The organism is Mesorhizobium sp. AR02, assembly GCF_024746835.1.
Lineage (GTDB): Bacteria > Pseudomonadota > Alphaproteobacteria > Rhizobiales > Rhizobiaceae > Mesorhizobium.
On record NZ_CP080531.1, the window covers coordinates 6,468,043 to 6,480,951 of the forward strand.

Annotated in this window: 14 protein-coding genes; 13 read left to right on the top strand and 1 reads right to left on the bottom strand. The window is 61.6% G+C overall.

The genetic code is table 11. The features are described 5' to 3' along the window. The first annotated feature begins 4 nt into the window (after positions 1-4). Genes DBIPINDM_RS35480 through tgt form a run of 4 tightly spaced genes read left to right on the top strand, consistent with a single transcriptional unit; the run spans position 5 to position 2,924 of the window. The gene (locus DBIPINDM_RS35480) at positions 5-454 is read left to right on the top strand and encodes a DMT family transporter (RefSeq protein WP_258583598.1); all 450 of its coding nucleotides are present in this window, start codon (positions 5-7) and stop codon (positions 452-454) included. Beyond that, positions 454-1,542 carry a tRNA preQ1(34) S-adenosylmethionine ribosyltransferase-isomerase QueA gene (queA, locus tag DBIPINDM_RS35485; RefSeq protein WP_258583599.1) on the top strand — a complete coding sequence of 363 codons (1,089 nt, stop codon included), beginning with the start codon at positions 454-456 and terminating at the stop codon, positions 1,540-1,542. The genes DBIPINDM_RS35480 and queA overlap by 1 nt, the downstream gene beginning before the upstream one ends. Continuing rightward, positions 1,532-1,801, top strand: a complete 270-nt coding sequence (locus DBIPINDM_RS35490; protein ID WP_258583600.1) for a hypothetical protein — start codon at positions 1,532-1,534, stop codon at positions 1,799-1,801. The genes queA and DBIPINDM_RS35490 overlap by 11 nt, the downstream gene beginning before the upstream one ends. Beyond that, positions 1,794-2,924: a tRNA guanosine(34) transglycosylase Tgt gene (gene tgt / locus DBIPINDM_RS35495; protein WP_258583601.1), complete on the top strand. Its 1,131-nt coding sequence runs from the start codon at positions 1,794-1,796 to the stop codon at positions 2,922-2,924. Before DBIPINDM_RS35490 ends, tgt begins: the two co-directional genes overlap by 8 nt. An 83-nt stretch (positions 2,925-3,007) precedes the next feature. Here the strand turns inward: tgt and DBIPINDM_RS35500 are convergent, their stop codons facing one another. After that, positions 3,008-3,421 carry a DUF4864 domain-containing protein gene (locus tag DBIPINDM_RS35500; protein ID WP_258583602.1) on the bottom strand — a complete coding sequence of 138 codons (414 nt, stop codon included), beginning with the start codon at positions 3,419-3,421 and terminating at the stop codon, positions 3,008-3,010. A gap of 205 nt (positions 3,422-3,626) precedes the next feature. Here DBIPINDM_RS35500 and DBIPINDM_RS35505 point away from each other — a divergent pair, with 205 nt between their 5' ends. The 9 genes from DBIPINDM_RS35505 to glpD all read left to right on the top strand — a co-directional run bounded on the left by DBIPINDM_RS35505 (position 3,627) and on the right by glpD (position 12,849). Further along, positions 3,627-4,238: a DsbA family protein gene (locus tag DBIPINDM_RS35505; protein ID WP_258583603.1), complete on the top strand. Its 612-nt coding sequence runs from the start codon at positions 3,627-3,629 to the stop codon at positions 4,236-4,238. Between the two features lie 81 nt (positions 4,239-4,319). After that, positions 4,320-4,556 carry an Lrp/AsnC family transcriptional regulator gene (locus DBIPINDM_RS35510; RefSeq protein WP_010909609.1) on the top strand — a complete coding sequence of 79 codons (237 nt, stop codon included), beginning with the start codon at positions 4,320-4,322 and terminating at the stop codon, positions 4,554-4,556. 171 nt (positions 4,557-4,727) lie between these two features. Then, the gene (locus tag DBIPINDM_RS35515) at positions 4,728-6,140 is read left to right on the top strand and encodes a circularly permuted type 2 ATP-grasp protein (RefSeq protein ID WP_258583604.1); all 1,413 of its coding nucleotides are present in this window, start codon (positions 4,728-4,730) and stop codon (positions 6,138-6,140) included. A gap of 134 nt (positions 6,141-6,274) precedes the next feature. After that, the gene (locus DBIPINDM_RS35520) at positions 6,275-7,216 is read left to right on the top strand and encodes an alpha-E domain-containing protein (protein WP_258583605.1); all 942 of its coding nucleotides are present in this window, start codon (positions 6,275-6,277) and stop codon (positions 7,214-7,216) included. Position 7,217: 1 nt separating this feature from the next. After that, complete coding sequence (locus DBIPINDM_RS35525; RefSeq protein ID WP_258583607.1) at positions 7,218-8,012, top strand: transglutaminase family protein; 795 nt, start codon at positions 7,218-7,220, stop codon at positions 8,010-8,012. Between the two features lie 30 nt (positions 8,013-8,042). Beyond that, entirely contained in the window at positions 8,043-8,774 is a 732-nt protein-coding gene (locus DBIPINDM_RS35530) for a peptidase (protein WP_258583608.1), read from the top strand. Between the two features lie 114 nt (positions 8,775-8,888). Next, a complete protein-coding gene (locus DBIPINDM_RS35535) occupies positions 8,889-10,301 on the top strand; it encodes a pyridoxal phosphate-dependent decarboxylase family protein (RefSeq protein WP_258583609.1) in 1,413 nt (470 codons plus the stop codon). Between the two features lie 127 nt (positions 10,302-10,428). Continuing rightward, positions 10,429-11,196, top strand: coding sequence for a DeoR/GlpR family DNA-binding transcription regulator (locus DBIPINDM_RS35540; protein WP_258583610.1), 768 nt, complete (start codon positions 10,429-10,431; stop codon positions 11,194-11,196). A 126-nt stretch (positions 11,197-11,322) separates the two neighbouring features. After that, positions 11,323-12,849, top strand: coding sequence for a glycerol-3-phosphate dehydrogenase (gene glpD / locus DBIPINDM_RS35545; protein WP_258583611.1), 1,527 nt, complete (start codon positions 11,323-11,325; stop codon positions 12,847-12,849). Positions 12,850-12,909 lie beyond the last annotated feature (60 nt).

The window sequence follows — 12,909 nt, forward strand, 5'->3', positions numbered from 1 at the left end:
GACAATGATGGGCGTCGTCTGGTCGCTTCTCGGCATCCTGTCCGGCGCCTTCATTGCCATTCAGGCCCCGATCAATTCGCAGCTGGCGCGCGGCCTGGGACTTCCGGTCGCGGCGGCTGCGTTTTCGTTCCTGTCGGGCGCGGTCGTGCTTGGTATCATCTCCGTTGCAGTGGTGAAGCTGCAAGGCATCACCCTCGACTGGAAGGCGCCGGCGCCCTGGCTGTTCGTTGCCGGCGGCATGCTCGGCGGCTTCTATGTCACGCTCTCCACAATCCTGACGCCACGCATCGGTGCTACCGCGCTGATGGCGTTCCTGGTGGCTGGCCAATTGCTGGCCGGCATGCTCATCGACCGCATCGGCTTCCTCGGCGTCGCGGTTCGTGAAATCTCGCTCGGCCGCGTTGCCGGTGCGGTGCTGCTCTTGGCCGGAGCGCTGCTCGTCCGGCTCGACTGATGCGCGTCGATCTCTTTGACTTCGACCTGCCGGAGGAGCGTATCGCGCTTCGCCCGGCAGAGCCGCGCGACAGTGCCAAGATGCTGGTGGTCAAACCGGGCGAGGCACTCGACGACCGCAGGGTTGACGACCTGCCGTCCCTGCTCCGAGCCGGCGACGTGCTGGTCTTCAACGACACCAAGGTCATTCCGGCGCAGCTGAAAGGCATCCGGCGGCGCGGCGAAGCACAGGCGCAGGTCGAAGCGACGCTGCACATGCGCGTGGCACCAGACCGTTGGTTGGCCTTCATGCGACCAGGCAAGCGCATCGCCGCCGGCGACCGCATCCATTTCGGCCATGACGGCAATTCCTGCTTCCTCGGCCAGCTCGACGCCACCGTGATCGAGAAGGGCGAGGGCGGCGAGGCGCTGCTTGGCTTCGACCTGTCGGGGCCTTTCCTCGACGAAGCACTGCACGCCGTCGGGCACATTCCGCTGCCCCCCTATATCGCCTCGAAGCGTGATGATGACGAGCGCGACCGGGCCGACTACCAGACCATCTATGCCAGAGAGGAAGGAGCGGTTGCCGCACCCACCGCTGGCCTGCATTTCACACCGGAGCTTTTTGCGGCTCTCGACGCCAGGGGTGTCGAACGCCACTTCGTCACCTTGCATGTCGGCGCCGGCACGTTCCTGCCGGTCAAGGCGGACGACACCGCCGACCACAAGATGCATGCCGAGATCGGCTCGGTCAGCGCGGCGACTGCCGATGCCTTGAATGCAGCGAAGGCGAGGGGCGGGCGCGTCATTGCTGTCGGCACGACGTCATTGCGCCTGCTGGAGAGTGCCGCGCGCGAGGACGGTACAGTGCCTGCGTGGTCCGGCCCGACCGATATCTTCATCACGCCCGGCTACCGCTTTCGCACCGCCGATATGCTGATGACCAATTTCCATCTGCCGCGCTCGACCCTGTTCATGCTGGTTTCGGCCTTCAGCGGCCTCGACACGATGCGTGCCGCCTATGCGCATGCCATTGCGAACCGGTACAGGTTCTACTCCTATGGAGACGCAAGCCTGCTGTATCGAGCGGAGATGAGCGATGGACGATGATCTGCAGACCCTTGACCGTGAAAGCCTGATTGCGGAAGTGAAAAAGCTGCGCGCCGGTATTCGCGCGCATCGCGACATGTCGGGCCATGATCTCTGCTGGCATCACCCCGATTTGTGGGACCTGCTGCCGGAAAAGATCGAGCCATCGATCGCCGTGCCGCCCTGGCCCAAATTCATGCGCGGCTGCGTGCAATACCGCCAGTCGCTCGACAGACAGGCGTCTGACGCGCCGATCCACGACAAGGAATTCAATGGCTAAGCCGTTCAGCTTCAAGGTCCTCGCCACCGACGGCAAGGCGCGGCGCGGTGTGATCGACATGCCGCGCGGTGAAATCCGCACGCCCGCCTTCATGCCGGTCGGCACCGGCGGCACCGTCAAGACGATGTATATGGACCAGGTGCGCGGTGTCGGTGCCGACATCATCTTGGGCAACACCTATCACCTGATGCTGCGTCCAGGCGCCGAGCGTGTGGCGCGGCTTGGCGGTTTGCACGAATTCGCCCGCTGGCCGCATCCGATCCTGACCGACAGCGGCGGGTTTCAGGTGATGTCGCTGTCGAAGCTCAGGAAATTGACCGAGAAGGGCGTCACCTTCCGCTCGCATATCGATGGCGCCGCCTACGAGATGTCACCAGAGCGTTCGATCGAGATCCAGGGTCTGCTCGATTCCGACATCCAGATGCAGCTCGACGAATGCACGGCGCTGCCGGCCGAGTTGAAGGAAATCGAGCGCGCGATGGAGCTGTCGCTGCGCTGGGCCGAGCGCTGCAAGACGGCGTTTGGCGACCAGCCGGGCAAGGCGATGTTCGGCATCGTGCAGGGCGGCGACAACGCGGCTCTGAGGGTGCGTTCGGCGCAGGCGTTGAGCGCGATGGAGCTGAAGGGCTATGCGGTCGGCGGGCTGGCCGTCGGCGAGCCGCAAGCGGTCATGCTCGAAATGCTCGACATCACCTGTCCCGTACTGCCTGACAACAAGCCGCGCTATCTCATGGGTGTCGGCACGCCCGACGATATCCTGAAATCGGTGGCGCGCGGCATCGACATGTTCGACTGCGTGATGCCGACGCGGGCCGGCCGGCATGGCCTTGCCTACACCAGGCGCGGCAAGGTCAATCTGCGCAACGCCCGCCACGCCGACGATCCGCGCCCGCTCGACGAGGAAAGCGACTGCCCGGCAGCACGGGATTATTCGCGCGCCTATCTGCACCATCTCGTGCGCTCGCAGGAGGCGCTGGGCGCCATGCTCCTGACCTGGAACAATCTTTCTTACTACCAGAAGCTGATGCAGGACATTCGCGCTGCTATCGAGACCGGCAGCTTCGACGCGCGTGGGGGTGAAATCACCGAAGGCTGGGCGAGGGGCGATATCCCCTTCCTGTAGAGCATGATCCCGAAAAGTGGAAACCGGTTTTCTCGGACAAACGGTTTCCGTTTGTCCAGAGATCATGCTCAAACAAAAAGTACTCAGGTGCTGAGCGAGTTCGACGCCCGCAGGCTGCATCCGGTGATCTGGAATGTGCCGTCGGGCTGCTGCTGCAGCGTATAGACAGCCTCATAATCCTTGCCGTCGGGGCCGACGATCAGCACCTGCTGGACAATCGAGCCCGGGCCAATCTGCTCGACCTTGCCGAAGGCATAGGACTGTGGCTTGCGCACCGGCGGGTAGCCATTGGTCACCATGTTCATGAAGGCATCGACGGTTGGGAACACCTGCTTCACATTCGGGGCGGCGAAGCTGTAGGCCTTGGCGCCGTCATCGGCGAGGAGGGCCTTCAACTGGCCGTCAATGACAGCCTGGCCGGCCTTGACCTCGGCATCGCCGGCAAACGCCGACGACGCCAGCATGACGAACGCGAATGCGAAAAAGGCGCGGCGCATGGCCTGTCTCCACTGTCCCTCGAAAGGTGCCGCCGGAAAAGCTGTTCCAGGACACATTCTAACATACGCGTGACGGCGCTCCACGGTTTCAGCGGCCGAGAATATTCGTCTCGCCGAGGCGGATTCCTATGCTTAAGCTTCCTTTAAGGCGGGGCGCTCATCGTGAATCCTGGGGGAGAGAGCGAGCAAACCCATGGGACGAATGATGTTCGCGCAGCCTGTCAACCGGCGCCTTTTGTTGAAAGGTGCTGCCAGCCTTGCCGCTCTGGCACCGCTGCCGGCCTGGGCGACGATCGCGCCGACGGTCACGGAAGTGGCCTTCGATCCAGCGATACCGGCACTTGGCAATCCCCAAGGCGATGTGACCATTGCCGAATTCGTCGATTACCAGTGTCCGGTCTGCAAGCTGGTCTTTGTCGAATTGAAGAAGCTGATGGCCGAGGACCATGGCATCCGGCTGGTGATGAAGGACTGGCCGATCTTCGGTGATGTCTCGCGCGACGCGGCGCGGATGGCGTTGTCGGCCGGCCCATATTATTCCGCCGCCGTCGATGCGCTGATGGCCAATGAACGTGGGCTTTCCGAGCATCGCACCGACGATATTCTCGGCGCGATCGGGGTCGATGTTGCCGGTGCGCGCGCCGGTCTCGCTGCCCGCCAGCCGGAGATCGATGCTTTGCTGTCGCGCAACGATGCCCAGGCAACGGCCTTCAGGCTGCAGGGAACGCCGGCGCTGGTGATTGGCGGCAGGCTGTTCAAGCGCGGCATGCCGGTTGCGGAGCTGCGCGAGGCCGTGGCCAGGGCCCGCGCCGGCTAAGTGCAGATTCCAGCGCTTGAAAGGCCGCCTCCAGTCTGCCAGAAGGGCCGCTTGGACTTGGACGTTTAGCGGGACGAAGCCATGAAGGCGTTTTTCGTGCAGATCAAATGCGAGCTCGGCAAATCCTATGAGGTTGCCAGTGCGCTTGCCGACGCCGAGATTGCATCGGAAATCTACTCCACCGCCGGCAATTACGACCTGCTCGCCAAATTCTATGTCGATGACGAGGAAGACGTCGGCCATTTCGTCAACGAGAAGGTGCAGATTCTCCCCGGAATCAAAGACACCTTCACGGTCGTCACCTTCCGCGCCTTCTAGCCGCTGAACCCACTTGCCCGGGCACGAGGCAAAGCCTGATCAAGGTCATATTTCGGCTGCCTCAATTTTAGGCAGGCGCAACATACTGATCGTCCGGATCTCCCAAATCACCGATTGCGCTTGATTTTCTCCGGCGACGTCAGTGAAATGGCGTCACAGGGGAGTATGCGATTGGCAGCGTTCGATGAAATGCTTCCGGAAGTCTCCGGATTGAGAAGACCGTATTCGGCTTATGATCGCTGGCTGAAGGAGCAGGATCCGGCCAGGCTTACCGAGAAGATGCAGGACGCCGAACGCGTCTTCCGCAAGACCGGCATCACCTTCGCCGTCTATGGCGAGCAGGAGGCGTCCGAACGGCTGATCCCATTCGACATCGTTCCACGCATCATTTCAGGCAATGAGTGGCGGCGCCTGACGCAAGGCATCGAGCAGCGCGTGCAGGCGCTGAATGCCTTCCTCGACGATATCTACCACCGCCAGGAAATCCTGCGTGCCGGCCGCGTTCCGAGGGACCTGATCGCCAAGAACGAGGCTTTCCTGCCGGAGATGATCGGGGTGCGGCCGCCGGCCGGCGTCTATACCCACATCATCGGCGTCGATATCGTGCGCATCAGCGAGGACGAGTTCTACGTGCTGGAGGACAATGCGCGCACGCCGTCCGGTGTCTCCTACATGCTGGAGAACCGCGAGACGATGATGCAACTGTTCCCCGAGCTGTTCCAGAAGATCAAGGTGCGGCCGGTCGAGAACTACCCGCAATTGCTGCGCCAGTCGCTGGCGGCGGTTCGGCCGCAGAGCACCAAGGGCGCGCCGACCATCGCCGTGCTGACGCCCGGCAGTTTCAATTCCGCCTATTTCGAGCACGCCTTCCTTGCCGACCAGATGGGCGTGCAACTGGTCGAGGGGCAGGATCTGCGGGTCGTCGACGGCCATGTCGCGATGCGCACGACCGAAGGCTACAAGCAGATCGACGTGCTCTACCGCCGGGTGGATGATTCCTTCCTCGACCCGCTGACCTTCCGGCCGGATTCAGCCCTTGGCATACCCGGCATCATGGATGTCTACCGGGCCGGCAACATCACCATCGCCAATGCGCCGGGCACCGGCATCGCCGACGACAAGGCGATCTATTCCTATATGCCCGAGATCGTCGAATTCTACACCGGCCGCAAGGCAATCCTCGGCAACATCCCGACCTGGCGCTGTTCGGAGCCGGACAGCCTGAAATACGTGCTCGAGCACATCCACGAACTGGTGATCAAGGAAGTGCATGGCTCCGGCGGCTACGGCATGCTGGTCGGCCCGGCGGCGACCAAGAAGGAATGCGAGGCCTTCGCCAAGAAGCTGGCGGCGAAGCCTTCGAACTACATCGCCCAGCCGACACTTGCGCTGTCGACCTGTCCGATCCTGACCGAAAAGGGACTGGCGCCGCGCCATGTCGATCTCAGGCCTTATGTGCTGGTCTCCGACCGCATCCAGATCGTGCCTGGTGGCCTGACGCGCGTCGCGCTGAAGGAAGGTTCTCTGGTTGTGAACTCGTCGCAGGGCGGCGGGACGAAGGATACGTGGGTGTTGGATGATTGAGAATGAGTGAGTAGGGAGTAGTGAGTAGTGAGTAGTAGCTGCAGAGGGGAGGCGCATGCCATATTCCATTGAAATTCAACTATTTACTGCTGACTACTCACTATTCCCTACTCACTAGCCCAAAGGGCCTTCCCATGCTTCTCGGCCGCACCGCCAACGGGCTCTACTGGATGAACCGCTATATCGAGCGGGCCGAAAACATGGCGCGGCTGGTCGATGCCGGGCTTCGCATGGCGCTGACCCGCACCCAGAGTGCATCGGAAGAGTGGAATTCGGTGCTGCTCAGCGCCGGCTCCGATGTCGCCTTCAAGCAGAAGTATTCGGACTATACGGCGGCTGATGTCGCCGATTTCCTGCTGCGTGACACCTCGAACCCGTCGAGCACGATGTCGTCGATCGAGACGGCCCGCAACAATGCCCGCATGGTGCGCACCGCGCTGACGCGCGAGACCTGGGAAAGCATCAACGAAGCCTGGATGTCACTCAAGCGGATGCTGGCGAGGCCGATCGACGAGCGCGACCTGCCAAGCGTGCTTGATGCGATCAAGCGCGAGACGGCGCTGATCCGCGGCTCGTTCTACGGCACCATGCTGCGCAACGAGATCTTCGACTTCTCGCAGCTCGGCACCTATGTCGAGCGCGCCGACAACACGGCGCGCATCCTCGACGTGAAGTACTATGTGCTGTTGCCGTCGATCTCGTGGGTCGGCTCGACGCTCGACAACTATCAGTGGGAATCGATCCTGCGCTCGGTGTCGGCGCATCGCTCCTATCGCTGGGTCTATGATGCCGACTACAAGCCGACCAACATTGCAGACTACCTGATCCTCAATGTCCGCATGCCGCGTTCGCTGACCTTCTGCTACCGCTTCCTGTCCGAACACCTGAAATTCCTGAGCGACGATTACGGTGAGCGTCATGCCTGCCACGCAACGGCGGAAAAAACGCAGGCGATGCTGAGGGCCGGTTCGATCAAGGATATATTCGACGCGGGCCTGCACGAATTCCTGGCCAACTTCATTCGCGACAACACCAAGCTCGGCGACGAGATCGCGCAAGATTACCGGTTCAATTGATATGCGGCTCAAGATCACCCACCGGACCGAATACCGATACGATGCGCCGGTGCAGTATCTGCTGCAGCGGCTGCGGCTGCTTCCGGTCAGTGGATCGACGCAGACCGTCTTGTCCTGGGCGCTGACGATCGAAGGCGCGCGCGAAGAGGTTCGATTTGTCGACCATTTCGGCAACGATACAAGGCTTTTGAGCGTCGAGGGCGAACGCGATTTCATCACGGTGGAAGCGGCTGGTGAAGTGGTGACACGCGACACCGCGGGCGTTTCCGGACCGCACCAGGGCTTTACGCCGTTGTGGCTTTACAGCCATGAAACGCCGCTGACGACGATTGGCGGCGGGATTCGGGAACTCGCCGGTTCAGTCGGTAACGGAACCGATATCGAACGGCTTCACAGGCTGATGGCTGTGATAGGCGAGCGTGTCATCTACACACCCGGCACCACCAATGCGACGACGCCGGCCGAGGAGGCCTTGGCGCTGAAAACCGGTGTCTGCCAGGATCACACCCACATCTTTGCCGCTGCGGCGCGCTGCATGGGCTTTCCAGCCCGTTACGTCAGCGGCTATCTGATGCTGGATGCGACGGTGGAGCAGGCGGCAAGCCATGCCTGGGCGGAAGCACATGTTTCTGGTCTGGGCTGGGTTGCCTTCGATGCGGCAAACGGCATTTCGCCTGACGAGCGCTATGTGAAGGTGGCAACTGGCCGGGACTATCGCGATGCTACGCCGGTGTCGGGAATTCGACTGGGACAGGCGGAAGAACAGCTTGCGGTCACCGTCACGGTAGAGCAGTAATCCGTCAAGATTGCCGCTAGAAGAGATTCCATGACCTATTGCGTCGGCCTCAAGATCGATCGCGGGCTCGTGTTCATGTCGGACACGCGCACCAATGCCGGCATGGATTCGATCTCGACCTTCAAGAAGATGCATGTCTGGGAACAGCCGGGCGAGCGCGTCATCGTCCTGATGTCGGCCGGCAACCTGGCGACGACGCAGGCCGTAGTCAGCCTGCTCGACGAGCGCACCAAGACAGTGACAGACCGCCACGAGAAGCTGCTCGAAACGCCATCCATGTATCAGACGGTGCGGCTGGTCGGCGATACGGTGAAAGAGGTGATCGCGCAGGCGTCACCCGCCGGCGAGAAGGCCGATTCCTATTTCAACGCCTCCTTCATCCTCGGCGGCCAGATCAAGGGCAGTCCGCCGCGGCTTTTCATGATCTATCCCGAGGGCAATTTCATCGAATCGACCGACGACACGCCGTTCTTTCAGATCGGCGAGACCAAATACGGTAAGCCGATCATCATCCGTGCCTATGAGCGGACCATGAGCCTGGCCGAGACGGTGAAGCTGCTGCTAGTGTCGTTCGATTCGACGCTGAAGTCGAACCTGTCGGTCGGCCTGCCGCTCGACCTGTTGTTCATGGAAAAAGACACTTTCAAGGTCGGCCTGAAGAAGCGGATCGGCCAGGACGACCAGTACTACCGCACGATCTCCGATGGCTGGTCGAATGCGCTGAAGGCGGCTTTTGCCAGTCTGCCGGATTTCCCGGGGTAGTCTGCGGCTCGCCGCCAGCTGGCAGTTGCAAATATTTCACATGTTAATTAATGTCTGATCTTGAAGAGCCGGCGGCAACGACTGGCGGCGAAAGGTCATGTCGGGAGGGGCAGGATGAACAACAACGATTTCCGGCAATGGTCGCAGCGTGCCGCCGACTGGGGCGCCGACTATCGCGAGACGTTGCGCGAGCGGCCAGTTCGGCCGCTGGTCGCGCCGGGCGACATATTCAGGAGCATAGAAGCGTCGCCGCCCGAAGACGCGGAACCGATGGACAGGATCTTCGCCGACTTCGAGGAGAAGATCGTTCCGGGGATGACGCATTGGCAGCATCCGCGCTTCTTCGCCTACTTCCCGGCCAATGCGGCGCCGGTTTCGGTGGTGGCCGAGTATCTCGTCTCCGCAATGGCCGCGCAATGCATGCTTTGGCAGACGTCGCCGGCGGCGACCGAACTCGAAACGCGCACGGTCGACTGGATGCGGCAGGCACTCGGCCTGCCGGAGGGATTTTCCGGCGTCATCCAGGATTCGGCGTCGTCTGCGACGCTGGCCGCTGTGCTGACGATGCGCGAACGGGCGCTGGACTGGCAAGGCAACAGACAAGGCCTGGCCGGGCAGGGGCAGTTGCGCATCTATTCCTCGGACCAGGTGCACACTTCGATCGACCGGGCGATCTGGGTGTCGGGCATCGGCGAGGACAATCTGGTGCGCATTCCCGTCAGCGGCCGCTTTCGCGCCATGGACACCGCTGCCTTGGAAGCAGCCATCGTGGCCGACCGGCAAGCCGGCCTGCTGCCGGCGGGCATCATCGCTTGCGTCGGTGGCACCAGCACGGGCGGCACGGACGACATTGCGGCGGTCGCCGCGGTCGCCAAGCGGCATGGGCTCTACCTCCATGTCGACGCGGCCTGGGCCGGGTCGGCGATGATCTGCCCGGAGTACCGGCATTTCTGGACCGGTGTCGAAGGCGCCGATTCGATCGTCTTCAATCCGCACAAATGGCTCGGCGCACAGTTCGACTGCTCGATCCAGTTCCTGCGCGACCCTGAAAGCCACGTCAGGACGCTGGCGATCAAGCCGGACTATCTGAAAACCCACGGTCATGATGGCATCATCAATTATTCCGAATGGTCGGTGCCGCTCGGCCGCCGGTTCCGCGCTCTAAAACTATGGTTCCTGCTGCGCGCCCACGGACTGGAAAACCTGCGGGCGATGATCCGCAACCATGTGGCGTGGAGCGAGGGCCTTGCCGTGCGGCTGGCGAAGGAGCCCGATTTCGAGATCGTCAGCGAACCGATGCTGTCGCTGTTTTCGTTCCGGCACAAGGCGGCCTCAAGCGCCGATGCTGACGAGCACAATCTGCGGCTGGTCAATGCGATCAACGACGACGGCCGCATCTACCTGACGCAGACGAGGGTCGACGGGCAGGTGGCAATAAGATTCCAGGTCGGCCAGTTCGAAGCGACCGCAAGCGATGTCGATGCGGCTTTTGCCGTCATCACCGAAATCGCGCGCGGCATGGTCTGATTCAGCCTTGATGGTGTTGCGTTCCGGCTTTGCCTTTGCAATCAGGTAATTTCTGTTAGCCGGCTTATGCCTTTTCATTGCTTTCGTTTTCGACTATAGACAAGAAAAACGAAAACGGGAGCTTACAATGTATCTGTCGCCGCGCCATGCCGAGATCATCCAGATGGCCAAGGATCATGGCCGCGTGCTGGTCGACGATCTGGCCACGCATTTCAACGTGACGCCGCAGACCATTCGCAAGGATCTCAACGATCTCTGCGACCAGCGGCTGCTTTCGCGCATCCATGGCGGGGCCCTGTTCCCTTCTGGGATCGAGAACATGGAGTATGAGGCCAGGCGCAAGATCGCGGCGGACGAGAAGGAAGCGATCGGCCGTGCCGCGGCCAGACTGATCCCCGACAACGCCTCGCTGTTCATCAACATCGGCACCACGACGGAAGCGGTCAGCAAGGCGTTGCTCGATCACAACGGCCTAATGGTCATCACCAATAATATCAATGTTGCCAACAGGATGCGCATATATCCCTCGATCGAGGTGGTGATCGCCGGCGGGGTCGTGCGCGGTTCGGATGGCGGTGTCGTCGGCGAGGCGGCGGTCGATTTCATCAGGCAATTCAAGGTCGACTACGCCGTCATCGGCGCCTCTGCCATCGACCATGACGGCGCCTTGCTCGATTTCGATTTTCGTGAGGTGAAGGTGGCGCAGGCGATCATCGCCAATGCCAGGCACGTCATCCTGGTTTCCGACCAGACCAAATTCGAACGCACCGCGCCGGTGCGCATCGGCCATCTGTCGCAGGTCAACACCTTCATCACCGACCGTTGCGACATCGCGTCGGTGCGCAAGATCTGCCTTGAGGCCGAAGTTCAGCTGATCGAAACGTCGCTTGGATGAGGCTCCTTCACGGTCATCTCACGGACTTGTGATATTTCGTTTGACATTCGTTATCAGTTCGAAATAATTCCGCCACGGTTTCGCAAAAGACCAAAATGGTGCAATGCGAAATCGTGGAGGAGTTAAGTGGACACATCTTCAGTCCGGGACATTTTCGTCATAGGGGGCGGTATCAATGGCTGCGGCATTGCCCGCGATGCCGTTGGGCGCGGGTTTTCGGTTTTTCTGGCCGAGATGAACGATCTCGCCAGCGGAACCTCCTCCGGTTCGACCAAGCTGATTCATGGCGGCCTGCGCTACCTTGAATTCTACGAGTTTCGCCTGGTGCGCGAGGCGCTGATGGAGCGCGAGGTTCTGTGGAAGAACGCGCCGCACATCATCTGGCCGATGCGCTTCGTGCTGCCCTATGCCAAGGGCCTGCGTCCGGCCTGGCTGATCAGGCTTGGCTTGTTCCTCTACGACCATATTGGCGGGCGCAAATTGCTGCCTGCGACCAGGACGCTCGACATGGCAAGCGATCCGGCGGGCAAGCCTTTGAAGCCCTTGTTCAAAAAGGCGTTCGAATATTCCGACGGCTGGGTCAACGATGCGCGGCTGGTGGCGCTCAACGCTCGCGATGCCGCCGACCGCGGTGCAACGATCCGGACCCGCACCAAGGTGGTCGGCGCGCGCCGTGAAAACGGCCTTTGGACAATCAAGATCGAGAACCTGCAGAGCGGTGAGACCGAAGAGGTCAAGGCCCGGCTGCTGGTCAATGCCGCCGGACCATGGGTCGATCACGTGCTTTCCGGCGTCGTCGGGCTCAACGATGTTCACAATGTCCGTCTGGTGCAGGGCAGCCACATCGTCATCGCCAAGAAGTTCGACGATCCGCGCGCCTATTTCTTCCAGAACAGGGACGGCCGCATCATCTTCGCCATTCCCTACGAGGAAGAGTTCACGCTGATCGGCACCACCGACCAGGATTATCCCGGCGATCCGCACGATGTGAAGATCAGCGACACCGAGATCGACTATCTCTGTGCCGCCGCCAGCGAATATTTCGCGCAACCGGTCAAGCGTTCCGACATCGTCTGGACCTATTCAGCCGTGCGCCCGCTCTATGATGACGGCGCCTCCAAGGCGCAGGAAGCGACGCGCGACTACGTGCTGAAGGCCGATGGCGGCGAGGGCGCCGCCCCGATCGTCAACGCCTTCGGCGGCAAGATCACCACCTATCGCCGGCTGTCGGAATCGATGCTGGAGAAGATCGAGGGTTTTCTCGGCAAGCGTGGCAAGCCGTGGACGTCGGACGCGCCGCTGCCGGGCGGCGATTTTCCGGCGACCGGTTTCGACGCGCAGGTGGCAAAGCTGAAGGCTGCCTATCCATTCCTCGATGCGCGTCTCGCCCGCCGACTGACCCGGCTTTACGGGACGCGGGCACAGGTGCTCTTGGGCCTCGCCAAATCGAAGGCCGATCTCGGCCGCGATTTCGGCGGCGATCTCTACGAAGCCGAAGTGCGCTATCTCGTTGAAAATGAATGGGCTGTCACATCAGAAGACGTGCTGTGGCGGCGGACCAAGCGCGGCCTGCATCTCAGCCGCGAGCAGGTCGCAGCACTCGATGAATTCATGCACGGCATAAGCCGGCGGCATGTCGCGGCCGCCGAATGAAGAGGGTTTTGAGCTGATGCAGAAAGCCTGGGAGGAGGCGTCATGCTTGAACTGAGGAAC

What these genes read in the sequence shown, in the direction of transcription:
- DBIPINDM_RS35525 (WP_258583607.1), top strand. Translation starts at nt 7,218, where the DNA reads ATGCGGCTCAAGATCACCCACCGGACCGAATACCGATACGATGCGCCG.
- DBIPINDM_RS35535 (WP_258583609.1), top strand. Translation starts at nt 8,889, where the DNA reads ATGAACAACAACGATTTCCGGCAATGGTCGCAGCGTGCCGCCGACTGG.
- DBIPINDM_RS35530 (WP_258583608.1), top strand. Translation starts at nt 8,043, where the DNA reads ATGACCTATTGCGTCGGCCTCAAGATCGATCGCGGGCTCGTGTTCATG.
- DBIPINDM_RS35505 (WP_258583603.1), top strand. Translation starts at nt 3,627, where the DNA reads ATGTTCGCGCAGCCTGTCAACCGGCGCCTTTTGTTGAAAGGTGCTGCC.
- DBIPINDM_RS35510 (WP_010909609.1), top strand. Translation starts at nt 4,320, where the DNA reads ATGAAGGCGTTTTTCGTGCAGATCAAATGCGAGCTCGGCAAATCCTAT.
- DBIPINDM_RS35520 (WP_258583605.1), top strand. Translation starts at nt 6,275, where the DNA reads ATGCTTCTCGGCCGCACCGCCAACGGGCTCTACTGGATGAACCGCTAT.
- tgt (WP_258583601.1), top strand. Translation starts at nt 1,794, where the DNA reads ATGGCTAAGCCGTTCAGCTTCAAGGTCCTCGCCACCGACGGCAAGGCG.
- DBIPINDM_RS35480 (WP_258583598.1), top strand. Translation starts at nt 5, where the DNA reads ATGATGGGCGTCGTCTGGTCGCTTCTCGGCATCCTGTCCGGCGCCTTC.
- queA (WP_258583599.1), top strand. Translation starts at nt 454, where the DNA reads ATGCGCGTCGATCTCTTTGACTTCGACCTGCCGGAGGAGCGTATCGCG.
- DBIPINDM_RS35490 (WP_258583600.1), top strand. Translation starts at nt 1,532, where the DNA reads ATGGACGATGATCTGCAGACCCTTGACCGTGAAAGCCTGATTGCGGAA.
- DBIPINDM_RS35500 (WP_258583602.1), bottom strand. Translation starts at nt 3,421, where the DNA reads ATGCGCCGCGCCTTTTTCGCATTCGCGTTCGTCATGCTGGCGTCGTCG.
- DBIPINDM_RS35540 (WP_258583610.1), top strand. Translation starts at nt 10,429, where the DNA reads ATGTATCTGTCGCCGCGCCATGCCGAGATCATCCAGATGGCCAAGGAT.